The 23,597-nt window shown below is 68.9% G+C and carries 23 protein-coding genes and 1 pseudogene; 9 read left to right on the forward strand and 15 right to left on the reverse strand.

Going from position 1 to position 23,597, the window contains the following annotated elements:
• Positions 1 to 20: 20 nt before the first annotated feature.
• Genes modA through DL991_RS06735 form a run of 3 tightly spaced genes read right to left on the reverse strand, consistent with a single transcriptional unit; the run spans position 21 to position 1,690 of the window.
• A complete protein-coding gene (gene modA / locus DL991_RS06725) occupies positions 21 to 782 on the reverse strand; it encodes a molybdate ABC transporter substrate-binding protein (RefSeq protein ID WP_125782074.1) in 762 nt (253 codons plus the stop codon).
• Positions 779 to 1,183 (reverse strand): molybdopterin-binding protein, encoded by a 405-nt coding sequence (locus DL991_RS06730; RefSeq protein WP_125782076.1) that lies wholly within the window; start codon positions 1,181 to 1,183, stop codon positions 779 to 781. Before DL991_RS06730 ends, modA begins: the two co-directional genes overlap by 4 nt.
• A 33-nt stretch (positions 1,184 to 1,216) precedes the next feature.
• Positions 1,217 to 1,690 carry a MarR family winged helix-turn-helix transcriptional regulator gene (locus tag DL991_RS06735; protein WP_125782078.1) on the reverse strand — a complete coding sequence of 158 codons (474 nt, stop codon included), beginning with the start codon at positions 1,688 to 1,690 and terminating at the stop codon, positions 1,217 to 1,219.
• A 78-nt stretch (positions 1,691 to 1,768) separates the two neighbouring features.
• On the opposite strand from DL991_RS06735, the gene moaA reads away from it, so the two are divergent.
• The 4 genes from moaA to DL991_RS06755 all read left to right on the forward strand — a co-directional run bounded on the left by moaA (position 1,769) and on the right by DL991_RS06755 (position 5,158).
• Positions 1,769 to 2,833, forward strand: coding sequence for a GTP 3',8-cyclase MoaA (gene moaA, locus DL991_RS06740; protein WP_199753850.1), 1,065 nt, complete (start codon positions 1,769 to 1,771; stop codon positions 2,831 to 2,833).
• Position 2,834: 1 nt separating this feature from the next.
• Complete coding sequence (locus tag DL991_RS06745) at positions 2,835 to 3,089, forward strand: MoaD/ThiS family protein (protein WP_199746731.1); 255 nt, start codon at positions 2,835 to 2,837, stop codon at positions 3,087 to 3,089.
• 125 nt (positions 3,090 to 3,214) lie between these two features.
• Entirely contained in the window at positions 3,215 to 4,066 is an 852-nt protein-coding gene (locus DL991_RS06750) for a phosphatidylinositol-specific phospholipase C/glycerophosphodiester phosphodiesterase family protein (protein ID WP_125782080.1), read from the forward strand.
• Between the two features lie 456 nt (positions 4,067 to 4,522).
• Positions 4,523 to 5,158 (forward strand): transglycosylase family protein, encoded by a 636-nt coding sequence (locus DL991_RS06755; protein WP_125782082.1) that lies wholly within the window; start codon positions 4,523 to 4,525, stop codon positions 5,156 to 5,158.
• Between the two features lie 228 nt (positions 5,159 to 5,386).
• On the opposite strand, the pseudogene DL991_RS43865 reads toward DL991_RS06755, so the two are convergent.
• The 5 genes and pseudogenes from DL991_RS43865 to DL991_RS06785 all read right to left on the reverse strand — a co-directional run bounded on the left by DL991_RS43865 (position 5,387) and on the right by DL991_RS06785 (position 10,208).
• Positions 5,387 to 6,303: pseudogene (locus DL991_RS43865) on the reverse strand (molybdenum cofactor biosynthesis protein MoaE).
• Entirely contained in the window at positions 6,300 to 6,770 is a 471-nt protein-coding gene (gene moaC, locus DL991_RS06770; protein WP_125782088.1) for a cyclic pyranopterin monophosphate synthase MoaC, read from the reverse strand. The pseudogene DL991_RS43865 and the gene moaC overlap by 4 nt, the downstream one beginning before the upstream one ends.
• A 17-nt stretch (positions 6,771 to 6,787) precedes the next feature.
• Positions 6,788 to 8,335: an alpha/beta hydrolase gene (locus DL991_RS06775; RefSeq protein WP_125782090.1), complete on the reverse strand. Its 1,548-nt coding sequence runs from the start codon at positions 8,333 to 8,335 to the stop codon at positions 6,788 to 6,790.
• 178 nt (positions 8,336 to 8,513) lie between these two features.
• Positions 8,514 to 9,923, reverse strand: coding sequence for an NAD-dependent malic enzyme (locus tag DL991_RS06780; RefSeq protein ID WP_125782092.1), 1,410 nt, complete (start codon positions 9,921 to 9,923; stop codon positions 8,514 to 8,516).
• A 102-nt stretch (positions 9,924 to 10,025) separates the two neighbouring features.
• Positions 10,026 to 10,208 carry a hypothetical protein gene (locus DL991_RS06785; protein WP_125782094.1) on the reverse strand — a complete coding sequence of 61 codons (183 nt, stop codon included), beginning with the start codon at positions 10,206 to 10,208 and terminating at the stop codon, positions 10,026 to 10,028.
• Between the two features lie 93 nt (positions 10,209 to 10,301).
• Here DL991_RS06785 and DL991_RS06790 point away from each other — a divergent pair, with 93 nt between their 5' ends.
• Positions 10,302 to 12,545, forward strand: a complete 2,244-nt coding sequence (locus DL991_RS06790) for a helicase-associated domain-containing protein (RefSeq protein WP_125782096.1) — start codon at positions 10,302 to 10,304, stop codon at positions 12,543 to 12,545.
• A 65-nt stretch (positions 12,546 to 12,610) separates the two neighbouring features.
• Here the strand turns inward: DL991_RS06790 and DL991_RS06795 are convergent, their stop codons facing one another.
• The 7 genes from DL991_RS06795 to DL991_RS43940 form a co-directional block, all read right to left on the reverse strand.
• Positions 12,611 to 13,198 (reverse strand): DUF742 domain-containing protein, encoded by a 588-nt coding sequence (locus DL991_RS06795; RefSeq protein WP_125782098.1) that lies wholly within the window; start codon positions 13,196 to 13,198, stop codon positions 12,611 to 12,613.
• Positions 13,199 to 13,204: 6 nt separating this feature from the next.
• Positions 13,205 to 13,627 carry a roadblock/LC7 domain-containing protein gene (locus DL991_RS06800; protein WP_020631857.1) on the reverse strand — a complete coding sequence of 141 codons (423 nt, stop codon included), beginning with the start codon at positions 13,625 to 13,627 and terminating at the stop codon, positions 13,205 to 13,207.
• A gap of 430 nt (positions 13,628 to 14,057) precedes the next feature.
• Positions 14,058 to 14,666 carry an ATP/GTP-binding protein gene (locus DL991_RS06805; RefSeq protein WP_125782100.1) on the reverse strand — a complete coding sequence of 203 codons (609 nt, stop codon included), beginning with the start codon at positions 14,664 to 14,666 and terminating at the stop codon, positions 14,058 to 14,060.
• Entirely contained in the window at positions 14,647 to 15,432 is a 786-nt protein-coding gene (locus tag DL991_RS06810; protein ID WP_125782102.1) for a DUF742 domain-containing protein, read from the reverse strand. The genes DL991_RS06805 and DL991_RS06810 overlap by 20 nt, the downstream gene beginning before the upstream one ends.
• Positions 15,433 to 15,457: 25 nt before the next feature.
• A complete protein-coding gene (locus DL991_RS06815) occupies positions 15,458 to 15,916 on the reverse strand; it encodes a roadblock/LC7 domain-containing protein (protein WP_085939650.1) in 459 nt (152 codons plus the stop codon).
• A gap of 20 nt (positions 15,917 to 15,936) precedes the next feature.
• Positions 15,937 to 19,062, reverse strand: coding sequence for a nitrate- and nitrite sensing domain-containing protein (locus tag DL991_RS06820; RefSeq protein WP_125782104.1), 3,126 nt, complete (start codon positions 19,060 to 19,062; stop codon positions 15,937 to 15,939).
• 594 nt (positions 19,063 to 19,656) lie between these two features.
• On the reverse strand, positions 19,657 to 19,902 hold the full coding sequence (locus DL991_RS43940) for a hypothetical protein (RefSeq protein ID WP_370305767.1): 246 nt from the start codon (positions 19,900 to 19,902) through the stop codon (positions 19,657 to 19,659).
• On the opposite strand from DL991_RS43940, the gene DL991_RS06825 reads away from it, so the two are divergent.
• From DL991_RS06825 to DL991_RS06840, 4 genes are all read left to right on the forward strand, one after another.
• On the forward strand, positions 19,892 to 20,734 hold the full coding sequence (locus tag DL991_RS06825; protein WP_370305769.1) for an ABC transporter substrate-binding protein: 843 nt from the start codon (positions 19,892 to 19,894) through the stop codon (positions 20,732 to 20,734). The two genes, DL991_RS43940 and DL991_RS06825, sit on opposite strands and share 11 nt — an antisense overlap.
• Before the next feature lie 308 nt (positions 20,735 to 21,042).
• A complete protein-coding gene (locus DL991_RS06830; protein WP_125782289.1) occupies positions 21,043 to 21,987 on the forward strand; it encodes an ABC transporter substrate-binding protein in 945 nt (314 codons plus the stop codon).
• An 8-nt stretch (positions 21,988 to 21,995) separates the two neighbouring features.
• On the forward strand, positions 21,996 to 22,766 hold the full coding sequence (locus tag DL991_RS06835; protein ID WP_125782106.1) for an ABC transporter permease: 771 nt from the start codon (positions 21,996 to 21,998) through the stop codon (positions 22,764 to 22,766).
• Positions 22,763 to 23,596 (forward strand): ABC transporter permease, encoded by an 834-nt coding sequence (locus tag DL991_RS06840; RefSeq protein ID WP_125782108.1) that lies wholly within the window; start codon positions 22,763 to 22,765, stop codon positions 23,594 to 23,596. The genes DL991_RS06835 and DL991_RS06840 overlap by 4 nt, the downstream gene beginning before the upstream one ends.
• Position 23,597 lies beyond the last annotated feature (1 nt).

Below are 23,597 nucleotides of genomic sequence, written 5' to 3' on the forward strand. Positions count from 1 at the left end.
GCAGGTGACGAGTTGCGGGGTCAGGGCGCGCCAAAACCGACCTTCGCGAGTTCCTTCTTGCCTTCCTCGCCCAGGACGAAGTCCCTGAACAGCCCGGCGAGCTGAGCCTGCGGAGCGTCCTTCACCACCGCGATCGGGTAGTCGTTGACAGCGCCCGCAGCCTCCGCGAAGTCCACTTTGTCCACGTTCGCGGCCGCCGAGGTCGCGTCGGTGACGTAGACGAGCCCGGCGTCGGCGTCGCCCGACCGCACCTTCGCGAGCACCGACTTGACGTCCTGCTCCTCGCTCGACGGCTTGAGCGTGACCCCGGACGTCTGCTGGACCTTCTTCGCCGCCGACCCGCACGGCACCTGCGGCGCGCAGACGACCACGGTCAGCCCGTCCTTCGCGAGATCCGCCAGGCTCTTGATGCCCTTCGGATTGCCCTTACCGACCGCGATGGCGAGCCGGTTGGTGGCGAACACCGACGGCTGCCCGTCGATCACGTCGCCCTTGGCTGCCTTGTCCATATTGGCCTGGTCCGCCGACGCGAAGACGTCCGCCTTCGCGCCTTGAGTCAGCTTCTGGACCAGCGCCGAGGAGCCCTCGAAGCTGAACTTCACGGTCACCCCGGAGTTCTGTGCCTCGAACCGCTTGCCCAGCACCCCGAACGACTCGGTCAGCGACGCCGCCGCGAACACGGTGAGCGTCCTCGCCTCGACGGACGCGGTGACGGGCCCGCCCGAACCACAGGCCGTCGCGGCCAGCGCCAACGCGAGCAGGACGGGGCCGAGCTTCCTCATCGGCTTCCTTCCGGGGTTTCGATCAAGACGGTGGTCGCCTTGACGACGGCGACCGCGAGCACCCCCGGCCGCAGTCCGAGTTCGCGGACGGCCTCGGCGCTCATCAGCGAGACCACGCGATGCGGGCCGCATTGCAGCTCGACCTGTGCCATCACCTTGTCCGTGATCACTTCGGTGACGAGCCCGACGAACCGGTTCCGCGCGGAGCGGCCGACGCTCGAAGGATCCTCGGGCTGTTCGGCCTGCGCCTTGGCGAACGCGGCGAGTTCGGCGCCGTCGACGACCTTGCGGCCCGCCGAGTCGTCGAACGCGGTCAACTGGCCCGCGCGCACCCAGCGGCGGACGGTGTCATCGCTGACGCCGAGCAGGCGAGCGGCTTCAGACAACCGGAATTGCGGCATGTCTGGCAGGTTACTTCCGCAGATGCGGAAAAGCTACGCGGGCGAGGAACTGCCGGGGAGTTCGTCGCGGAGGCCATCGAGCAACGCGCTCTGGAAACGTTCGAGCACTTTCCGTTCCTCGGGGGAGAATCGTTCGAGGACGTTCTTCATGTTCGTGTACGCGGATTCGAAGAGCGGCGCGTGCCGCTCCAGCGCGTCCGGAACGACCTCTATCAGGACTTTCCGGCGGTCGACGGTGTCGCGGACGCGGCGGGCGAGGCCTGCTTTTTCGAGCCTGTCCATGACGCCGGTCACAGCACCCGTCGACAACCCGGTCAGTTCGGCGATCCTGCCCGCTGTCAACGGTCCCGGCGCCTGGCCGGCGAGCTCGAGGACCTTGTGATCGGTGGCCGACAGGCCCATCCGCTCGGCGATGCGCGCGTGCCGGAGGACGGTCAGCGTGCCGCCTTCCCTGCCGAGATCGGCGAACCTGGCCAATTCCTCCGCCGAGAGCGGATATTTCGCCATCCGGAAACCCTTCCGATTCGATGCGAAAAGGGATTCTAGACAGTCGGTTTCGCCCCGTTCGGGGTTAGTCTGGTGACAATGACAGCAGTCGATCTCGGGTTTCCCCGTGTCCCCGGTACACGCGGCGGCCCAACCGTGCCCAGGCCGGACAATCCCGCGCTGATCGACACCTTCGGCCGGGTCGCGACCGACCTGCGGGTGTCGCTCACCGACAAGTGCAATCTGCGCTGCACCTATTGCATGCCCGCCGAGGGGCTCGAATGGATGCCGAGCGCGGACGTGCTGACCGACGACGAACTCGTATTCCTGCTGCGGATCGCCGTCGAACGGCTCGGCGTCACCGACATCCGGCTCACCGGCGGCGAACCGCTGCTGCGCCAAGGGCTGGAGAAGATCGTCGAGCGCGTCGCGGCACTCGAACCGCGGCCGAGGCTTTCCATGACCACCAACGGGATCGGGCTCGCGAAGCGCGCGAAGTCGCTCGCCGACGCCGGCTTGGACCGGATCAATGTCTCGCTGGACACCGTCGACCGCGCGCTGTTCGAGACGATCACGCGCCGCGACCGGCTTCCGCACGTGTTCGCCGGCATGGCCGCCGCGAGGGAGGCCGGGCTGGACCCGGTGAAGGTCAACGCGGTCCTGATGCGCGGACTGAACGAGGACCAGGCCGTGCCGCTGCTGAAGTTCTGCCTCGCCGAGGGCTACCACCTGCGGTTCATCGAGCAGATGCCGCTGGACGCGCAGCACGGCTGGAACCGGGCCGACATGATCACCGCCGAGGAGATCCTCGGCATGCTCGGCGAGGAGTTCTCGCTGTCGCCGTTCCCCGCCGCGCGGGGCGGGGCGCCCGCCGAACGCTGGCTGGTCGACGGCGGACCGGGCGACGTCGGTGTGATCGCGTCGGTGACCCGCCCCTTCTGCGGCGCCTGCGAGCGCACCCGGCTGACCGCGGACGGCGCGGTGCGCTCGTGCCTGTTCAGCAACGACGAGACCGACCTACGCGCCCTCGTGCGCGCGGGCGCGCGCGAAGAAGAGGTGGCGGACGCCTGGCGGGCGACCATGTGGGGCAAGCTCGCCGGACACGAGATCAACGAGGCCGGGTTCGCGCAGCCGATCCGGCCGATGAGCGCGATCGGCGGCTGACATGGTGACCATCGTGGTGCGGTACTTCGCCTCGGCTCGCGCGGCCGCCGGCCTCGACGAGGAGAAGGTGACCCTGCCGGACGGCGCCCGCGTCGCCGACGCCGTCGCCCGACTGCGTGAACTTCACCCGGAAAAGCTCGCGAAGCTGCTCGAAGCGGTCTCATACCTGCTGGACGGCGTCGCCGTGCGGGATCTCACGCGGCCGCTGACCGAGGGCGCCGAACTGGACGTCCTGCCGCCGTTCGCGGGCGGCTGACCTGCGGAAACGCGGGAAAGTGAGAGCAAAGGTCCCTTGCTCCCCCGCGAGCCGTTCCGGGGCCTTTGACCTGCGGTCCGTCCGGAATTCACCGGCCGGTCGCCGAAGCCGCCGAGGATGCGCCAGTGATCACTCCCCGCCGTGTCCTCGCCGCGCTGCTCGCCGCGGTCGCCGCCACGAGCCTCGCGACCGCCCCCGCCTCCGCCTCCGAGCGCGGCGTCCGGCCGCTGCCGCAGGCGCACAGCCACAACGACTACGAGCACACGCGTCCGCTGCAGGACGCGCTCGACCAGGGCTTCACCAGCGTCGAGGCCGACATCTTCCTGGTGGACGGGCAGTTGCTGGTCGCGCACGACCTCGCCGACACCCGCCCGGACCGCACACTCGAGTCGCTCTACCTGGAGCCGCTGCGCAAGCGCGTCCTGGCCAACCACGGCGTCGGCGTCTACCGGCAGCGTGTCGAGTTCCAGTTGCTGATCGACGTCAAGGGGGACGCGAACAGCACGTACGCGGCGCTGGAAAAGCGGCTGTACGACCCGCGCTACTCCTTTCTCTTCTCTCTGTACGCGTTCGGGCACGTGCAGAAGCGGGCCGTCACCGCGGTGATCTCCGGCGGGCGGCCCAAGGACGTGATGCTCGGGCAGAAGTTCCGGCTCGCCTTCTACGACGGCCGGATCAAGGACCAGAACGACCTCGGCATCGGCTCGGACCGCCGGATGACCCCGCTGGTCTCGGACTCCTGGACCGGGCTGTTCACCTGGACCGGCGAAGGCCCCTTCCCGGCCGCGGAGCGGGCAAAACTACACGAAATGGTCGAAAGCGCCCACGCGGCGGGCCAGCGAGTGCGCTTTTGGGCGACGCCGGACACCGCCGGCCCCGCACGTGACGCGCTTTGGAAAGAGCTGGCCGACGCCGGAGTCGACCACCTGAATACGGACGACCTGCCAGGGCTGGCGAACTTCTTGAGGTCTCGCTAAAGTGCGCGGCCCAATAGCGCGCGAAGGCGCACGAATGGGCCAGTCAGCCCTTAATCCACGTGATGCAAGCCTCACGATCCGTGAATTATCTCGGCCAGGAAACGGTCCGATAACGGCCCGCTGACCTGCATAAACAGCCGAATCGTTATGGGTTGCGTGCTGTTACTGTGATGTAGGTCACAGCTCGAATAATTTCCGATCAGGCCGTTCGTTACGTACCGTCGCTTTTCGGTTGGCCCCGACCGACCACGCAACACCGGGAACCCGTAGCGCCGAGCCCTGTCCAACGGATTCCCGGACCCAACCCCGAGCGAAAGCATTTCCGGACAGGGACGAGGGGACAGAGCCGACGCGGCGTGCGTCCGGCGAAGTCAGCCGGCCTGAGACGGCCGGCCAGGACCCGCGAGTCCTTCCCTCAGCACAGACTCGTAGGCGCAGGAAGCGAGATGTACTCACATGTCTTACCGAGGCAAGCACCGCAAGATGTCCGCCGCCACCCGTCACATCGCTCGCGTTGCCATTGCGGGCGTCGCGGTCGGCGCCCCCCTCGCCATCGCCGCGACCCCCGCGTCGGCGACCAACTGGGACGCCATCGCGCAGTGCGAGAGCAGCGGAAACTGGAACACCAACACCGGTAACGGCTACTACGGTGGTCTGCAGTTCTCGCAGAGCACCTGGCGCGCCTACGGTGGCACCGGCAGCGCGCACAACGCGTCGCGCGAGCAGCAGATCGCCGTCGCCGAGCGGGTCCTCCAGGGCCAGGGCATCGGCGCGTGGCCGCACTGTGGCAAGAAGGGCGGCTCCGCCAGCCCCGCCAAGGCCAAGTCGACCGCCCCGAAGGCCACCAAGAAGGTGACCCCGAAGAAGTCGACCGCTCCGGTCACCAAGCAGCAGGCCCCGGCCCCGGCCGCCGCCAATGTCGCGAGCTCCAACCCGGCGGGTGACTACACCGTCGTGGCCGGCGACACGCTGTCCAAGATCGCCTCCAAGTTCAACGTCCAGGGCGGCTTCCAGAAGCTGCAGGACCTGAACAAGGAGTACGTGCCGAACGCCGACTTCATCGTCGTCGGCCAGAAGCTCGCCACCAAGTGAGCTCTTGAGCACCGGTAAGTCGTGATGCCCGCGGGATTCCCCGCGCGGCCACGTCACGACTGACAAGGCCCCACCGCGCCATTCCCCCGGCGGTGGGGCCTTGTCGTGTCCGGGGGTCCGGCGCCCCAGGCCCGGCCGCCCGCGCGCGTGCAATGAAAGGTCCTTTCCTTGCAAATTTTGCGAGGAAAGGACCTTTCATTGCACGCCGCTCACGGCTCGGTCACCTCGCTACGGCGAGTTGACCCACTCGTCGCTGCCGTCGCTGAAGTGCTGGTGCTTCCACACCGGCAACCGCGCTTTGACCTCGTCGACCAGCTCCGAACAGGCCGCGAAGGCCTGGCCCCGGTGCTCGGCCGCCACGGCGCAGGCCAGCGCGACATCCCCGATGGCCAGCGCGCCCAGCCGGTGACTGACAGCGACCGCGCGTACGCCGGTCCACTTTCCCGAGAGGTCCGAGACGACCTCCGCGAGCACGTCGGCGGCGCTGGGGTGGCCTTCGTAGGCGAGCCGTTCCACCGAACGCCCGCCGTCGTGGTCCCGAACGACCCCGCCGAAGGTGACCACGGCGCCCGCGGCCGCGTCGTCCACCAGCCGGGCGTGTTCTTCGACCGAAAGCGGCTCGTCGACCACCGCGATCCGTGCGACCCGAACGCTCACTGCTGTGCCTCCCGTGGGTGGTCGTCGCCCGCCAGCTGGTCGACGGCGTGGTCGAGGATCCCGTCCAGTACGCCCAGGCCGTCCTTCACGCCGCCGCGTGAGCCGGGCAGGTTCACCACCAGGGTCCGGCCGGCGACGCCGGCGATCCCGCGTGAGAGCACGGCCGTGGGCACCTTGGGCAGTCCGGCGGCCCGGATCGCGTCCGCGACGCCGGGGAGTTCGTAGTCGAGGACGGCGCGGGTGACGTCCGGGGTGCGGTCCGTCGGCGAGATGCCGGTGCCGCCGGTCGTCACGATCACCTGGACCCCGGCCGCGACGGCGTCGCGCAACGCTTCACCGACCGGCTCCCCGTCCTCGACGACCACGGGCCCGGGCACGTCCCAGCCGCGTGAGGCGAGCCAGTCCGTGATGACCGGACCGGTCGTGTCCTCGTAGACACCCTTCGCGGCACGGTTCGACGCCACGATCACCCTCGCGACGCGGTTCACGGCCGCTCCCAGGTCCCGGTCTTGCCGCCGTCCTTGCGGATCAGGCGGACATCGTCGAGGGTCGCCGCGGGATCGACGGCCTTGATCATGTCGTGCAGGGTCAGCCCGGCGACGGCGACGGCGGTCAGCGCCTCCATCTCGACGCCGGTCCGGTCGTCGGTCTTCGCGGTCGCGGTGATGTGCACGGCGGTCTCGGCGAGGGCGAACTCGACCTTCACCCCGGACAGCGCGATCTGGTGGCACAGCGGAATCAGCTCGGGCACCTTCTTCGCGCCCATGATGCCCGCGATCCGGGCGGTCGCGAGGGCGTCGCCCTTGGGTAGCCCGTCCGTCGCCAGCAGGCCGAGCACCTCGGCCGTGGTGTGCACGGTGCCGCCCGCCAGCGCGGTGCGGGCGGTGGGCGTCTTGCCGGAAACGTCGACCATACGGGCGGCGCCCGTATGGTCGACGTGGCTGAGTTCACTCACGCCAAGCAGGCTAGTCCTCAGAACATCCGTTGCTTCGAGCGAACCTCGTCGAGCGCCTTCTCGCGTTCCTGCCGCTGCTCCGGCGTCATCGAAGCGAAGAGCCCTCCCTTGTCCGCGGCACAGGCCGTGTCGCGCACCGGACGCTTGCCCTCCACGAGGAACCGGTTGACGGCGTTGTTGCCGCAAGCGTTCTCGTCGCTCAGCCAGACGCCGTGCCCGCCCTCGTCCACGGTCACGATCCGCGCCCGGTCACCGAGTGCGCGGCGCATCTCCTTGGCACCGCTCAGCGGAGTCGCCGGGTCACGCAGGTTCTGCACCATCAGGATGTTCGACGGTCCCCGGTCGCCGATCCGTACCGTCGGCTCGATCTGCTCGGACGGCCAGTACGCGCAGGCCCAGATGTTCGCCCCCGCCGCGCCGAACATCGGGTACTTCACCCGGTCCTTGGCGACGTTGCGCTGGTAGGTCCCGACGTCCTCCGGCCAGTTCGCGTCGTTGCAGACCACGTGCAACTGTCCGGACAGCAGCTGCGACACGTCGATCTGCGCCGTCTCGGCGGCCTGCTTCGAGACGCCTTCGCCATCGAACGCCTGCCACTGCTGCGCGAGCACCGGGAAGGACCTGGTCGAGTAGAGCGCGCCGAACGTGCCCATCCGGAACGCCGCGCCGTCCACGCCAGGGACCGCGCCGCCGTCGAGTTTGGCGGCGAGTTCGTAGAACTTCGCGGTCACCTGCTGCGGCGTGCGGCCCAGCCCGTAGCTCGCGTGCCGCGCCGCCGCCCATTTCGCGAAGTCCGGGAAGCGGTCCTCGAACCCCTCCGCCAGGCGACGCGAGGTGGCCGGATCGAGCCCGCCAGGACCGGTCACGCTGTCGATCACGACGCGATCGGTCTGCTGCGGGAACAGCGTCGAGTACACGGCGCCCAGGTAGCTGCCGTAGGAGACGCCGTAGTACGAGAGCTTCTTCTCACCGAGGGCTTCCCGGACGCGGTCCATGTCGCGGGCGGTGTTGGCCGTGGTGATGTACGGCAGGTTCGCGGCTGTCTTCGACTCACCGCACTGCTTCGCGATACCGGCCACGTACGTCGCCCGCTCGGCCACCGCCGCCGCGTCGCGCGCGTACGGCGGGACGTTGCTCACCTGCTGCTCGGGCTTGAGATCGCAGGTGACCGGTGTGCTGCGCCCGATCCCGCGCGGGTCGAACCCGATGACGTCGTACGCGTCGAGCACACTCGACGGCATGCCCGCCGCCCGCAGTTCGGCGGGCATCGACAGCCCGGGCCCGCCGGGGCCGCCCGGGTTCGTCAGCATGATCCCGCGCCGCTTCGCCGGCTTGGTGCTGGCGAGTTTCGAAACGGCGATGTCGATGGTGGCGCCGTCGGGCTTCCGGTAGTCGAGCGGGACCGGCAAGGTGCCGCATTCGACCCCTGGCGCGGCCACGTCCTCCGGACACGGCCCCCAGCGCACAGACGAGACCGCGGCGGACGCCGTGGCCGGTACGAGTACCGCCACGGTCGCCGCCGCGGCCGTGAGTGTCCCGATCCTGCTCAGGACAGAGCGATTCATCCCCAACCCCCGTCATGATCGACTTCTTGGTCGGGATCGAGCCTATGAGCGGGCCGGGCGCGGAGTCGTCACCCTGAAGTCGGCCACGAGGTCGGCCTCAGTGATGACGAGGACTCCGAATGGAGCAAGGGAGATTTGGTATCACTTCCGGCTACGGGGTCTCCCGAAGCCGGTTTCGTCAGCGCTCGGCAGACTGAGCAGCTTTGACGGCCTTAGCCGCTTTCTTCACGGCTTCGGCCACGGCGGGGGCGACGGCGCTGTCGAACACGCTGGGCACGATGAACGAAGCGTTCAGCTTGCCGTTGTCCACCACGTCCGCGATGGCGTCGGCGGCCGCGAGGAGCATCGAGTCGTCGATGTGGTGCGCCTGCGCGTCGAGCAGACCGCGGAAGACACCGGGGAACGCGAGCACGTTGTTGATCTGGTTCGGGAAGTCGCTGCGGCCGGTGGCGACCACGGCCGCGTGCTTCTGCGCTTCCAGCGGGTCGATCTCCGGGTCCGGGTTGGCCAGCGCGAACACGACGGCGTCGGACTTCATGGTCGCGACCTGCTCGGCCCCGAACAGGTTCGGCGCGGAGACGCCGATGAACACGTCGGCGCCGACGAGCGCCTCGTGCAGCGTGCCCGCCTGCTGCTCCTTGTTCGTGTGCTCGGCGATCCAGGTCAGGTTCTCGTCGAGGTTGCCGCGCGCGGAGTGCACGATGCCGTCGATGTCGGCGGCCACGATGTCACCCGGGTTCTTGCCGAGGATCAAGCGGATGATCGCCGAGCCCGCCGCGCCGACGCCGCTGACGACGATCTTGCAGTCTTCGATGTTCTTCCCGACCACGCGCAGGGCGTTGCGCAGCGCGGCGACCACGACGATCGCGGTGCCGTGCTGGTCGTCGTGGAACACCGGGATGTCGAGCTGCTCACGCAGGCGCTTCTCGATCTCGAAGCAGCGCGGCGCGGCGATGTCCTCGAGGTTGATGCCCGCGTAGACCGGCGCGAGCGCCTTCGCGATCATGATGATCTCTTCGGTGTCCTGGGTGTCCAGGCAGACCGGCCACGCGTCGACGTCGGCGAACTTCTTGAACAGCGCCGCCTTGCCCTCCATCACCGGGAGCGCGGCGGCCGGGCCGATGTTGCCGAGGCCCAGCACCGCGGAGCCGTCGGTGAGCACCGCGACGGTGTTGCGCTTGATGGTCAGGCGGCGCGCGTCCTCGGGGTTCGCCGCGATCGCCTGGCAGACGCGGGCGACGCCCGGCGTGTACGCGCGGGAGAGATCGTCACGGTTACGGAGCGCCACCTTGGGGGTGACCTCGATCTTGCCGCCGAGGTGGATCAGGAACGTCCGGTCGGAGACCTTGCGCACGCGCACGCCCGGCAGCGAGTCCAGGGTCTGCGTGATGTCCTGCGCGTGGTTCTCCGACAGGGCGTTGGCGCTGATGTCGACGACGATCGACTCGGGGTGCGACTCGACGACGTCGAACGCGGTCAGCACACCGCCGACCCTGCCGACGGCGGTCGTCAGGTCACCCGCCGCGGTGGACGACGCGGGGGCCTCCACCCGGACGGTGATCGAATATCCGGGACCGGGAACCGGCATGGCACTACCCCCGCTGAGGAACGCTCGAATAGGTCGATCGAAAACCTACTCCCGTGACGGCCGCCACGGACCTTCGCAGGGGTAACCGGCGAGTAGCTTTTTCTACCGGTTGATCTCGGTCTCGGGGTGCACGTAAGGCACGTTCTCGAGCGGGAAGGTCACGTCGCCGAACGGGGACAGCGCGCCCTGCCGATCGGACGCGAGCTCGGTGACGGGGTGCTCCCCGTCTTCACCGGGCCACGTGGGGTCGATGCCCGCGCGCTTCTTGTTATCGCCCTTCGCCACAACGTCCTCCAGAGCATGGTCAAGCCGTTCTCACGGGACAGTCTGCCCGAACGCCACTGGCGGGCCACCACCCGCCCGGTATCCTGGTCGTCTATGCCCGCGCCATCCCTGGCGGACTGGCTGCGCCAGGAGTCCGACGACGCTCTCGCCGCACTGCTGCGCACGCGTCGCGACCTGTCCACGCCACCCCCGTCCGACACCATCGTGCTCGCCACCCGGGCCGGCACGCCGGGCTCCGTCGCGCGTGCTTGCGAAGACCTCGACACCTTCACTCTCTCCGTCCTCGACGCTCTCCTGCTGGCCGGAGCGGACACCGATCCGGTCGCCGCGGCCGAGGTCGCGCGGCTCGTGGGCACGAAGATCGGCGAGCCGCTGGCGCTGTTGCGCAAGCGGGCCCTGGTCTGGGGTGAGGACGACGCGCTGCGCGTCCCGCCGTCGGCCCGTGACGCGCTCGGGCCCTTCCCGGCCGGGCTCGGGTCGTCGTCGCCCTCGCTCGCCGGAACGGACATCGAGGCCGCGCTCGCGGAGGCCGGCGAGGATGAACGAGCCCTGCTGACGACGCTGGCCGCCGGGCCGCCGATCGGCCGCACCCGCGACGCGTCGGCCGACGTCCCGCTGGAGCGGGCGCGGAACCCTGTCCAGCGCCTGCTCGCGCGTGGCCTGCTGCTGCGCCGGGACGACCAGACCGTCGAGCTGCCGCGCGAGATCGGGATCGCGCTGCGCGGCGGGTCGGTGTTCGACCCGGCGTCGCTGCGCGAACCGGAGCTCCCCACGCATCCGCATCAGCCGTCCACAGTGGACGCGACGGCGGCCGGCGAGGCGATGGAGTTCTTGCGCCAGACCGAAAGCATGCTTCGTGCGTGGTCGGAGACGCCGCCGCCGGTGCTGAAGTCCGGCGGGCTCGGGGTCCGCGAACTGAAGAAGCTCGCCAAGGATCTCGACGTCGACGAGACACGGGTGACCCTGCTGGCGGAGATCGCGGTCGGCGCCGGGCTGGTGGCCGACAGCGAAGCGACCACGCCGGAATGGGTGCCGACGACGCTCACGGATTCGTGGCTCGCGTCGCCGACCGCGCAGCGCTGGATGACGGTCGCGCAGGCCTGGCTCGAACTGCCCCGGCTGCCCGGCCTCGCCGGCGGGCGGGACGCGAAGGACAAGCCGATCGCGCCGCTGTCGGAGGATCTGCGCCGTCCGCTGGCGCCTGCGTCGCGGCGGCGGATCCTCCTCGCCCTCGCCGCGCTTCCCGACGGCGCGGGCGTGAAGAGCACCGACGAACTGGTCGCCGCCCTCGCCTGGCGCGCGCCGCGGCGGGGCGGGCGGCTGCGGGACGAGACCGTGCGCTGGACGATGGCGGAGGGGGCCGCACTCGGCCTGATCGGGCTCGGCGGGCTCACCACGGCGACCCGGGCACTGCTGGCCGAGGATCGGCCGGGAGCGGTCGAGGCGATGATCGACGCACTGCCGCGTCCGGTGGACCACGTCCTGGTCCAGGCCGATCTGACGGTGGTCGCGCCGGGTCCGCTGGAGGCCGAACTCGCGGCCGACATGACCGCCGTCGCCGACATCGAATCCTCCGGGCACGCGACCGTCTACCGGATCACCGAGACGTCCGTGCGGCGCGCGCTCGACACCGGGCGGACCGCGGGCGAACTGCACCAGCTGTTCACGACGCGGTCGGCGACGCCGGTGCCCCAATCGCTGAGCTACCTGATCGACGACGTCGCCCGGCGGCACGGGCGGCTGCGCGGCGGGGCCGCCGAATCGTTCCTGCGCTGCGACGACGCGTCGCTGCTCGCGGAGGTCATGGGCAGCCCGGTCGCGACGGAGTACGGCTTGCGCATGATCGCGCCGACAGTGCTCATCAGCGCGTACCCGCTCGCCGAAGTCCTCGACGCGCTCCGCGCCGCCGGGTTCGCTCCTGCCGCCGAAGGTCCCGACGGACGCGTCATGGACATCAGGCCTTCCGGACGTCGCCTGCCCGCGAAGGCGCGTGCCGCGCGCCGGGCCCCCGGAGAGCCTGCCGGGCTGACCGACGACCAGGTCGGCAAGATCGTCGCGCACGTCCGGGCCGGTGACGCCGCTTCGGCGCGCCGCCGGGGCGAGACGGTGCGCGCGCCACAGGGAGGCGGCGCCGGGGACACGTCCGCGACGCTGGCGTTGCTGTCCCAGGCGACCATGGAGCGCCGCGAGGTGTGGATCGGCTTCGTCGACTCACGCGGGACGGCGAGCCAGCGGGTGGTGCGGCCGCTGCGGGTCGGCGGCGGGGTCCTCGAAGGGACCGACCACGAGCGCTACCCGCTGCACCGGATCACGTCGGCTGCCCTCGTCGAAGACTGACCCCCGCAATTAGTCACCTACTTGCGGGCTGTTCGGAGCGCAAGTAGGTGACTAATTGCGGGGGGTTAGAGGGCGCGAAGGCCCTGAAGCACCCGCTCCATGAAAGCGCGCGAAGAAGAGTCGCCGAGGATCAGTTCCGTCTGGTGGATCAGCACCAGACCGGCGTCCGCCATGTCGCCGACGAGCACCTTCACCACGCCAAGCGGCAGCCGCAGATGCGCGGCGATCTCCGCGATCGACCGGGTATCGAGGCAGAGGTCGCAGATCTGGCGGTGTTCGGGGGTCCGCACGCCGCGGTACCGGCGACCGTCGTCGCTGGTCGACACCAGCGCCTCCAGCGCCAGGTCGTGCGCGGTGCGGGTGCGTCCGCCGGTGCGGGTGTAGGGCCGGACCCGCGAGCCCGGCGACGGCGGCATGTAGACCGAAGCGGGCGCGGCGTCGTCGGCGGTGACGCGCGGCGGCGGCGATTGGCGAAGGGGCGAAGGCATCGGCGCCGGGGCGGGGGGCGGGGCGGCGGGCGGGCGTCGCGGCATGACCGTGCTGATCGAGCTCAGCTCGAACCGGCTCGGGGAATCGAAGGCCTCGCGTTCGGTGCCCTGGTAGAGGGAGTCCCAGCCGGAGGGTTCCGGTTCGGTGAATCCGGTGATCTTCATCGGCGCTTACCCACGTACGCCGCCCTGCAGCTGCGCGCGCAGCTCGGGCGTGATCTGCTGGCCGACCCGCTCGACGAGCAGGGTCATCTCGTAGGCCACGGTGCCGATGTCACAGGTCGGCGCGGCCAGTACGGCGAGTGAGGAGCCGTCGGCGACCGACATGAGGAAGAGGTAGCCGCGTTCCATCTCGACGACGGTCTGGTTGACCCCGCCCGCGTCGAAGCAGCGGGCGGCGCCGGCGGTGAGGCTGATCAGCCCGGAGGCGACCGCGGACAGCTGTTCGGCCCGCTCCTGCGGCAGCCCTTCCGACGGCGCGAGGAGAAGACCGTCCGCCGAGACCAGCACGGCGTGCGCGGCACCGGGAACCCGGCGCGCGAAATCCGTGATGAGCCAGCCGAACGAGCTCTGCTGCTGTCCGGATGCCGTCACAAGTCCCTCCTCGCTGCGTCAAGACCACCTGGGCGACGTGGTCCGGGCGACTCTCCCCGACCAGCACCGATCCCGGTACCGGCGGTCCGAAAGACGCCTCCACCCAGCGTATTCGTCCCGTCGATCGTGTCGAGTCCGCCACCCGGCCATCGGCGTTAACCGAACGTAAACGTCCGGCCGCTCACCGCGTCGACCCATCGCGAACCACGCATTCGTGGGTCACCCCGTGGTGGCCGGGTGCGACCGGACGTGAACCGGCGTCCGCCCAGGTCATCGCCGTTCCGGTCACCCGTTCGGGCGCCTTCAGCACCGGATCGCGTGAAAGGGATCGCCCCGCGTCCGCTCCGGTTGGTGGCGCCACTCCCCGAAGCGGGTGAAGCCTGCCGAGTTCACTCCAACGGCCGCATCCGCTCCGGGGTTTCGCCTGTCGCTATCCCGCGCGCAACGCCGAATCGTGTGCGATGGCGTGCTGCACGACCGAGATCAACACCTGCTTGGCGGAGTCACGTTCCCGGGCGTCACAGGCCATGATCGGCACGGACGGCGAGATCGTCAGCGCGTGCCGGACGTCCTCGATCTGGTGGTGCAGCAGCCGGTCGAAGCAGTTGATCGCCACGACGTACGGCAGCTTCCGGTTCTCGAAGAAGTCGATCGACGGGAACGCGTCGGCGAGCCGCCGCGTGTCGACCAGCACGACGGCACCGATGGCGCCGACCGCGAGGTCGTCCCACATGAACCAGAACCGGTGCTGGCCCGGCGTACCGAACACGTACAGCACCAGATCCGAGTCCAGCGAAATCCGGCCGAAGTCCATGGCCACGGTCGTCGTCGACTTGTTCGGGGTGGCCGAATTGTCGTCGACGCCGGTACTGGCCTCGGTCATCATGGCCTCGGTGGTCAGCGGATCGATCTCCGAAACCGCTCCGACCAGCGTGGTCTTCCCCGAGCCGAATCCGCCAGCGACCACGATCTTGGCCGACGACGTCGGCCCGGCCACCTGCGGCGCATTCGCGTCGGAGTCAAATTCTCCGAAGCCCACTGAGCACCCTCTCCATGAACTCGATACTGGGCCGGTCACCCACGTTCTGGCTGGCAGTGTGCACCAGGACCAGGCCGAGGCCGGCCACGTCTCCGATCAGCACCCGGACCACGCCGAGCGGCAGGCGCAACAGCGCCGCGACTTCGGCGACGGACCGGGTGTCCAGGCAAAGGTCGCAGATCGACCGATGTTCGGGGACGCGTACCCGGTCGAGCACACGTCCCTGTTCACTGGTCGAGATCAACGCCTCGATGGCAAGGTCGTACGTCGGCTTGGTCCGTCCCCGCGTGCGGAAGTACGGCCGGACCAGGCCGGATGATTCGACGTCGGTGGTGTACTGCTCGTCGACGTATTCGTTCTGTGCCTGCTGCGGCAGTGCCGCGGCGAGCGGATCCGCGGCGGCCGCGGCCGCCCGGCGTTCCTCCTCCTTGTCGAAGGAGAACTTGGCGAACTCGCCGGAATCGTAGAGCGGGCCGCTGCCACCACCGAACAGTTCGGCCCCGGGGCCGCCGAGCAGGCGTTCCCGGTAGTCCGTGACGCTGAAATCGGCGGGTCCCTGTCCCGCGTTCGAATCGGTCAGCCAGCGGGAGGCCTCGTCCGGGGACACGGGGTCGTTGTCCGACCCCTGTGCCCGTCGCGATCGCCATTCGCGGTCGACCCGGTCCCGGAAGGACGTCCAGTCCTCCCGGCCGTCGTCACGTTCCGACCACCCGCCGGAGAAGTCGTCACCGAGCCGGCCATCGCCCCTCAAGCGCCCGTCGTCCACGGCATTCTCCTCGGTTCCCGGTCGCTCAGCGGCGGACCGACGCGCCCTGCAGCTGCGCGCGCATCTCCGGTGTCAGCTGTTGCCCCACCCGTTCCACCAGCAGGGTCATCTCGTAGACGACCAGGCCGATGTCACTCTCCGGCGATCCGAGGACCGCCAGACAGGACCCGTCGGACACCGACATCAGGAAGAGGAAGCCGTTGGCCATCTCGACCACCGTCTGCGCGACCGTGCCGCCTTCGAACACCTTCGCCGCACCGCGTGCGAGGCTCGTGAGCCCCGACGCGACCGCGGCCAGCTGATCGGCCCTGTCCTTGGGAAGTCCCTTCGAAGAGGCCAGCAGCAAACCGTCCGCCGACACCACCACGGCATGCGCCGCGCCCGGGACCCGGTGCACGAAATCCGTGATCAGCCAGGCAAAGCTGCTCGTGTGTCCTTTACCCTGCGCCTGGCCGCCAGGCTGCGCCGGACCACCCGGCTGCATCGCACCCGCCCGTGTCACTGTCACTCCTTACTGCTGTCATCGGCGGAGGAACCTCCGCCGGTCACCGGAACGCCGTTGTCATCCAGCGCGTCGATCGGACGATCCTTCAACGCGTGCCGTCCCGACTTGTAGCCCTGCTGGAAGCTTGCCATCCGACTCCTCGCCGCAGTCGCCGAGCGGGCGATCGCACCCGTTCCCGGCATTCCGGAGGTCTTGTCGGCGAACGAGTCTTCCTTCTTCGGCTCGTTCCCGCCGATCGAGCCGGGGACGAGGTACTGGTTCGGCACCCGTTTGGGCAGGCCGGCCGGGGTGATCTCGTCGTTCCGCTCTTCGTACAGGACCTGCGCCGCCTGCCAGCCGTCGTCCGACGCGCTGCGCCAGCCATTGTCCTGGAGCGCGGTCTCCGGCGGAACAGTCCGAGGGGTCCGAGTGGGCAATGCCTCTTCGGGAGTGTCCTCGACGTCGGGTTCCACCACGTCGGCGGCGGTGTCGCGGGTCTGCTCGGGCAGGTCGGGCTCGACCGGCTCCGTGTAGGTGGTCGGGGTGTCGGCGCCTGCCTCGTCGCCTTCGCTGAACCAACGGGACAGCACCGACTGGTAGATCGGCAGCCGCCGGGTGGGCACGTCGTCGTCGAGCGCCGACTTGCCTTCGTCCGAAGACCGCTCGGACTCCGAAGACCCCGAAGACCCCATTGCCCTGTTCGGCGTTTCGACCGGGGTGTACTTCGGCTCCCGCTTCGGCAGCACCAGCGACGAGAACTGGGTCTCGGTGCCGCTGGAGGCGCCGTCGCCGTTCGGCGGCGAGATGTCGTCCGCCGTCGGCCACGCCGGGGTCTCCTCGGCGGGGACCGCCGGGCTGAGGAACGGTCCGGCCGCGTTCTTGCCCGCGACCAGGTCGTCGAGGCTGATCGGCTGGTCGAGCGGGACGAGCCCGCCCTGCTGCGCGATCGGTTGCGAAGCCGGGGGCTTCGACGGTGGCGGCGGGGTCATCTCCAGGCCGCGGTCGGAAGCGGGGATGTTCGGCAGCGACGTCGACATCTCGGACACCGACGGCATCGAAGGCATCGACGTTTCCGAGCGGTTCGACGGCGGCGGGGTCCGCACGCCGGGCCGCATCTGCGTGAGCAGTTCGGCGGGCACGACGACCCGCGCGATCACGCCGCCCTCGATGTCCTCGTTCTCCCGCAGCCGGACCTCGATGCCGTGGCGGCGCGCCAGGCGCGCGACCACGTACAGGCCCATCCGCCGGGTCACCGAGACGTCCAGGTCCGGCGGGTCGGCCAGGCGCTGGTTCACCTCGGCGAGCCGCTCCTCGGTCATGCCGACACCGTGGTCGGTGACCTGGATGGCGAGCGCCTTCTTGCGGGTGATCACCGCGCGGACGGTCACCTTCGTCTCCGGCTCGGAGAAGTAGGTGGCGTTGTCCAGCAGTTCCGCGAGCACGTGCACGAGGTCGTGGATCGTCAGGCCCTGGACGGCGACCTCGGGGACGATCCCGATCTCGATCCGGGCGTACTGCTCGATCTCCGAGACCGCGGCGCCGATGACGTCGGCGGCGGGCACCGGCTTGGGCACCGACTTCGCGAGACCGGCGCCCGAGAGCACCAGGAGGCTTTCACCGTTGCGGCGCAGCCGCGTGGCGAGGTGGTCGAGCTCGAACAGGCTGGCCAAGTGGTCCGGATCCTGCTCGTCGGCCTCGAGCCGGTCGATCACGCCGAGCTGGCGTTCCACCAGCCGCTGCGACCGGCGGGACAGGTTCACGAAGATGCCGTTGACGTTCTCTCGCAGGAGGGCCTGCTCGGCGGCCATCTTGACGGCCTGCGCGTGGACGACGTCGAAGGACCGCGCCACTTCACCGATCTCGTCACGCGAGGTGACCGGCACCGGCTCGACCGAGCGCTTCGAGGCGTTGACCGGGTCCGGGTCGTCGAGGATCGCCTGCACGGTTTCCGGCAGTCGTGTGTACGCGACGTCGAGCGCGGTCTTCCGCAGGATCCGCAGCGGGCGCAGCATCAGCCTGGCGATGACGAGCATCAGGAACAGCGCCGCGAGCAGGGCCAGCAGCACGATCGCGCCGCCGATCCAGGCCGAGTTGATCGCGTCGGTCGCCAGTTCGTCGGCCTGTGCCCGCAGCTGGCCGAGCAGATTGGTCTCGACCGCGCGGAGTTTGTCCAGCGCGACCCGGCTGTCGTTGCCGAGCGCGACGTTGTCGATCGACGGCGGCTCGTTCTGCTGGTGCAGCGAGAACGCCATCGTGGTGATCCGGCGGCGGTCGTCGACCTCGGGGCCGGAGAAGGTGTCCGAGTAGAGCTGCCGCTGTTCGGGGCTGGCGTTGGCGAGGAAGGCCGCCGTCGAGGCGTCACCGCTCGCGACCGCCGAACGCGCCTGGTCGAACAGGTCGCCGGGGAACGAGGAGCGGAAGGAGGCGATCAGTAGCGCCGCGTCACCGCGGGCGATGAACTCCTTGCCCTCACTGACGGCCTGCACGGTCACACCGAGCCGGAGCACGTCGCGGTTCGCCACCGCGGTCGTCACCTCGCGGCCGAGCTGGACCAGCGAGTCGAGGATGCCGGAGTAGGCGATGAGGACCGGGGTGTCGCCCAGCAGCGAGGTGTTCATCGCGCCGCGCAGCGGGCGCAGGGCGTCGAGCCGCTGCAGACCACGCGAATAACGGTCCCTTGTGTCCTGATCGTCCGGGTTGATCTGGTTCGCCGAAGCCCGCAGATCGTCGACCGCGCGGTCGACCTTGGAGATCTGCGCGTCGAGACCGGCTTGGCGCGACGCGTCACCGGAGGCGATCTTGGCGACGGCGAGCGAGCGTTCGCTCTGCAGCTCGTGCACCACGAGCGTGATCTTGTCGGCGAACGCGACCTGGTCGGCCGTGTCCTGGAACCTCGCCGCCTCGCCGCTGTCGTCGATCACGCGCAGCGTGCCGAGCGCGAGCGCGGTCAGCGTCGGGATGATCAGAACGGCCGCGAGCTTCGATCGCAGACGCCAGTTACGCAGGCCCAGGAACGACCCGGCCTTCCCGCCAGGACCGTCTCCGGTATCCCGCGCAGGGGCCCCTCCCACCCCCGCGGTGTCTTCGTTCGGCACCGCCGCACCACCATCATCTTCATCCGGGCCGGGAAAGCCCATTTTGGACATGCCGTACTGCTGCTGTCTGGGTCGGTTGTCGGAGACCACTATCCGCTCGCTCCCGTCACCCTGGAGGAGCGCGCACGGCGTGCGGGTCCACTCCTGGAAATGCGGAAGTCGTCTTTGACGCAGTCTCTCAAGTGCACTTGACCGAAACCCTGCCTGACGCCATTGGTCTATTCGGCCCAACCCGCCAGTGCGCGGGGACGCACCAGTGAAGCACGGACGTGTTCAACGTGTTCGACACAGAGTGCCTTGCACCTCGGGAAAGGTCCAGAGCGTTCGGCCATCCAAGGCACTCTCTTTCACTACATCAGTGGTCCACACCTCACTACCGGTGCATGAGGGTAGCGAACGGAAGGGCCAGATGTAACCCTTCGGTCAAGACGTGCAAGAAGACCCCGTACGGGTCTTGACCCGTTGGCGCTCAGTTGGCAACAAGTCCCCGCCGCGAACACGCCCCGTTGTGTTCACTTCTGACAAACAACCTGTTCGGGTGATCGTTACCACTTGGGATCATGGGATGACCACCCATTGTGAGCGCTGTGTCCGTTCTCTACAGTGGGCCCGTGGCTTGACAAAGAGTCACTTCCGAATTCCACATCAGGCCACGTCATCACGTGTCCCTCCCTTGATCAGGAGCACCCCTTTGCTTGGCTCTGCAAGCTCGAAGAAGGCCTTGAGCGTCAGCCTGGGCCGGCGTGGAGCCCTCGCCTTCGCGATGGCGGCCGTCGTCTCGGTATCGGCCAGCGGCTGCGGCCTCCTCGGCGGCGACGATTCGTCCTCCTCTTCCGGCGGCTCGGGGAACCTCGAGAAGTCGAAGATCAAGGTCGCCGTGATGTCGACCATCGACCTCGCCCCGCTGCGCCTCGCGCAGGACGGCGGCTACTTCAAGAACGAGGGTCTCGACGTCGAGGCCATCGAAGCCGCGACCGGCCAGGTCTCGCTGACGAAGCTGATCGGCGGCGAGGTCGACATCGCGTACGCGAGCTACACGCCGTTCTTCATCGCGATGAGCAAGGGCACCGCGGACATCAAGCTGGTCGCGGACGCCTCCTCCGCCGGTCCGAAGAGCACGATGCTGGTCACCCTGCCGACGTCGACGGTGAAGAGCGTCAGCGACCTGGCGGGCAAGAAGATCGGCATCACCGCGCCGAACACCGTGTCGGACACACTGTCCAAATCGGTCATGAAGGACCACGGCGTCGACGCGAGCAAGGTGCAGTGGGTGCCGATCCCCCTGCCGAACATCGGGACCGCGCTCAAGAACGGTGACATCGATGCCGGCTTCCTGACCGAGCCCTTCATCACCCAGACCGCGAAGCAGGCGGGCACCGTCCCGGTCGTGGACACCGCCACCGGCGCCACCCAGGACTTCCCCACCGCGGGCTACGGGTCGCTCGGCAAGTTCGTGAACGAGAACCCGAAGACCGTGGCCGCCTTCCAGCGCGCCATGCAGAAGGCCACCCGGGACGCGGCGGACCGCTCCAAGATCGAGCCGCTGCTGGTCAAGTACGCCAAGATCGACCAGGACACCGCCGCGCTGACCACGCTGCTGACCTTCCAGTCCACCCTGGACCCCCGCCGCATCCAGCGGGTGCCGGACCTGCTCCTGCAGATGGGCGCCATCCAGACCAAGATCGACGTCGGCCCGATGATCGCGCCGCAGACCACCAGTTGATGACACGCGGTTACCCCGAATTGCGGTTCCACCCGTAATTCGATCACTGAAAGTAATGTTGTCCAAGCGGGTGATCCGGTGATCGGGCGAATGGCCTAAAATGATCACCCGCTGACAACACCCATTGTGAGCAGGTGGGCAAATCTCTAAGGTGACCGCGTGCCTGGCGAATCGAAGCCACGACACGGATGAAAAAACCCCAACGGTGATTCATTGTTTCCGAGGAGCTGGCTTTGTTTCGAAACGCCATGAGCAGAAGTGGTGCGCGTAGAGGCCGAGGTGCCGTCGGCGTCGCCCTGAGCGCGCTCATGCTGGCCACGTTGGGCGCCTGTGGCGCCCTCGGCGGCGACGACACGTCCAAAGCGTCCGGTGGTGACGGCTCGCTGGAGAAGTCGAAGATCAAGGTGGCCCTGCTGCCCGTCGTCGACCTCGCGCCGCTGCGGCTGGCTCAGGAAGCCGGCTACTTCAAGGCCGAAGGTCTCGAGGTCGAAGCGGTCGACGCCCCCAGCGGTCAGCAGGCGATGACCAAGATGATCGGTGGCGAGGTCGACATCGCCTTCTCCACCTACATGCCGTTCTTCGTCGCGAAGAGCAAGGGCGCCGCCGACATCCGGCTCGTCGCCGACTCCGTGTCGGCCAGCCCCAAGAGCAACGCGGTCGTCACGGTGCCGAACTCCACGGTCAAGACGATCAACGACCTCGCGGGCAAGAAGATCGCGATCACCGACAAGAACACCGCCTCCCACCTGCTCACCGTCTCGGTGATGAAGGACCACGGCGTCGACACCAGCAAGGTCCAGTGGGTGCCGATGGCGCTGCCGAACATCGCCGCCGCGCTCGGCTCGGGCCAGGTCGACGCGGGCTACCTGCCCGAGCCGTTCCTGACCCAGGCGTCCAAGGTCGTCGGCGCGACCCCGGTCGTCGACATCGCGACCGGCGCCACCACGGACTTCCCCCTGGCGGGCTTCGGCGCGCTCGGCTCCTTCGTGGACAAGAACCCGAAGACGCTGGCCGCGTTCCAGCGCGCACTGGCCAAGGCCGTGCGCGAATCGGCCGACCGCTCCAAGATCGAACCGATGATCGTCAAGTACGCCAAGGTCGACGCCGAAACCGCCTCACTGCTGACGCTGCCGACGTTCGGGGCCACCCTGGACGCCCGCCGGCTGCAGCGCGTGCCGGATCTGCTGCTGCAGACCGGAGTGATCTCGGCCAAGCTCGACGCCGCTCCGATGCTCGCCCCTCAAGCTGGATAAAGGTCAAGGTGCCACGACTTCTCCGTGCTCTGGCCGGTCTGGCCGGTTTCTTCCTCATCTGGGAAGTGATCGTCCAGGCCGGCCTGGTCCGTAAAGAGTTCCTTCCCCCGCCGACCGTCGTCCTCGTGACGATCTTCGAACAGTTCGGCGAGACGCAGTTCATCCGGGACCTGATCGCCACGTTCCTCGCGTGGGCGATCGCCCTGCTGATCGCGGTCGCCGTCGCCGTACCCGCCGGTCTGCTGCTGGGCAGCATCCCCGGCCTGCGCACCGCGACCGCGGTGGTCATCGAGTTCCTGCGGCCGATCCCCGCCGTCGCGCTGATCCCGCTGGTGCTCCTGCTGATCGGCGGTGGCCCCGAAGCGAAGATCACGCTGGCCGTGTACGCGTCGTTGTGGCCCATCATGTTCAACACGATCTACGCGCTCGGCGAGATCGACCCCGTCCTGCAGGAGACCGCGAAAGCCTGCGGTACCAGCAAGTTCCGGACGTTGACGTCGGTGGCGCTGCCGCATACCGCGCCGTTCGTGTTCACCGGGGTCCGGCTGTCCGCCAACATCGCGCTGATCGCGGTGGTCAGCACCGAATTCCTCGCCGGGGCCAAACTCGGCATCGGCAACTTCATCATGCAGGCCAGCACCGGCTCCACCAGGTTCGACCTCGTGCTCGCGGGCACCGTGGTGGTCGGCGCGCTCGGCTTCCTCATCAACGGCGGACTCGAGATGATCGGCAGGCGGGCGTTCCGCTGGAGCACGGTCGACCGGGAGGCGGTCTCGTGACGACCCTCACGCTGACCAGCCGCGTCGGCAGGCGCGTGGGCCGGGGTATCGGCATCCTCGTCCGCAACTGGCTGCTCTTCTTCGCCCTGCTCGGGATCTGGGAGCTCGCGACCCGGCTCGCGGAGAGCCCGTTCTTTCCGCCGCCGACCGAAATCCTGACCGCCTCGGCGAAACTGTGGTTCACCGGTCCGGCCTCACAACTGTTCCTCACCGACACCGTGTTCGCCAACGTCCTGCCGAGCCTCGGCCGGACACTCGGCGGCTGGCTGCTGGCCGGCGCCCTCGGCGTCGCGCTGGGGGTCATGCTCGGCCGGTCCAAGACCGGGATGGACTACGTCGGACCGCTTTTCGCGTTCTTCCGCTCGGTGCCGCCGCCCGCGCTGATCCCGGTGTTCATCGTCCTTTTCGGACTCGGGCCGGGCATGCAGACCGGATCGATCATCTTCGGCGCGATCTGGCCGGTGCTGCTCAACACCGTGGACGGGGTCCGGTCGGTGGACCAGGTGAAGATCGACACCGCGAAATCGTTCCGGACCCCGCGGTCGTACTGGGTGCGCTCGATCGTGCTGCCTGCCGCCGGGCCGAAGATCTTCGCGGGGCTGCGGCTGAGCCTGTCCATTTCCCTGCTGCTGATGGTGATCTCGGAACTGGTCGGCTCCTACAACGGCATCGGCCGGTCACTGATGGACGCCCAGCAGGCGTTCGACTTCCCGCTCATGTGGTCGTGGCTGGTCCTGCTCGGGCTCCTCGGCTTCGGGTTCAACGCGGCCTTCCTCGCGGTGGAGCAGAGAGTGCTCCGCTGGCAGCCCACCCGCAACGGCCGTCTCTAGT

It is taken from the genome of Amycolatopsis sp. WAC 01375, assembly GCF_003947325.1.
Lineage (GTDB): Bacteria > Actinomycetota > Actinomycetes > Mycobacteriales > Pseudonocardiaceae > Amycolatopsis.

Bases quoted from the DNA above. Each gene is read 5' to 3' on its own strand.
- DL991_RS06825 (WP_370305769.1), top strand. From the start codon at position 19,892: ATGTCGACCATCGACCTCGCCCCGCTGCGCCTCGCGCAGGACGGCGGC.
- DL991_RS06795 (WP_125782098.1), bottom strand. From the start codon at position 13,198: ATGAAGATCACCGGATTCACCGAACCGGAACCCTCCGGCTGGGACTCC.
- DL991_RS06775 (WP_125782090.1), bottom strand. From the start codon at position 8,335: ATGAATCGCTCTGTCCTGAGCAGGATCGGGACACTCACGGCCGCGGCG.
- moaA (WP_199753850.1), top strand. From the start codon at position 1,769: ATGACAGCAGTCGATCTCGGGTTTCCCCGTGTCCCCGGTACACGCGGC.
- DL991_RS06790 (WP_125782096.1), top strand. From the start codon at position 10,302: ATGCCCGCGCCATCCCTGGCGGACTGGCTGCGCCAGGAGTCCGACGAC.
- DL991_RS06780 (WP_125782092.1), bottom strand. From the start codon at position 9,923: ATGCCGGTTCCCGGTCCCGGATATTCGATCACCGTCCGGGTGGAGGCC.
- DL991_RS06815 (WP_085939650.1), bottom strand. From the start codon at position 15,916: ATGCAGCCGGGTGGTCCGGCGCAGCCTGGCGGCCAGGCGCAGGGTAAA.
- DL991_RS06755 (WP_125782082.1), top strand. From the start codon at position 4,523: ATGTCTTACCGAGGCAAGCACCGCAAGATGTCCGCCGCCACCCGTCAC.
- DL991_RS06830 (WP_125782289.1), top strand. From the start codon at position 21,043: ATGCTGGCCACGTTGGGCGCCTGTGGCGCCCTCGGCGGCGACGACACG.
- DL991_RS06820 (WP_125782104.1), bottom strand. From the start codon at position 19,062: ATGTCCAAAATGGGCTTTCCCGGCCCGGATGAAGATGATGGTGGTGCG.
- DL991_RS06745 (WP_199746731.1), top strand. From the start codon at position 2,835: ATGGTGACCATCGTGGTGCGGTACTTCGCCTCGGCTCGCGCGGCCGCC.
- DL991_RS43940 (WP_370305767.1), bottom strand. From the start codon at position 19,902: ATGGTCGACATCACGGCGACCTTGATCTTCGACTTCTCGAGGTTCCCC.
- modA (WP_125782074.1), bottom strand. From the start codon at position 782: ATGAGGAAGCTCGGCCCCGTCCTGCTCGCGTTGGCGCTGGCCGCGACG.
- DL991_RS06735 (WP_125782078.1), bottom strand. From the start codon at position 1,690: ATGGCGAAATATCCGCTCTCGGCGGAGGAATTGGCCAGGTTCGCCGAT.
- DL991_RS06730 (WP_125782076.1), bottom strand. From the start codon at position 1,183: ATGCCGCAATTCCGGTTGTCTGAAGCCGCTCGCCTGCTCGGCGTCAGC.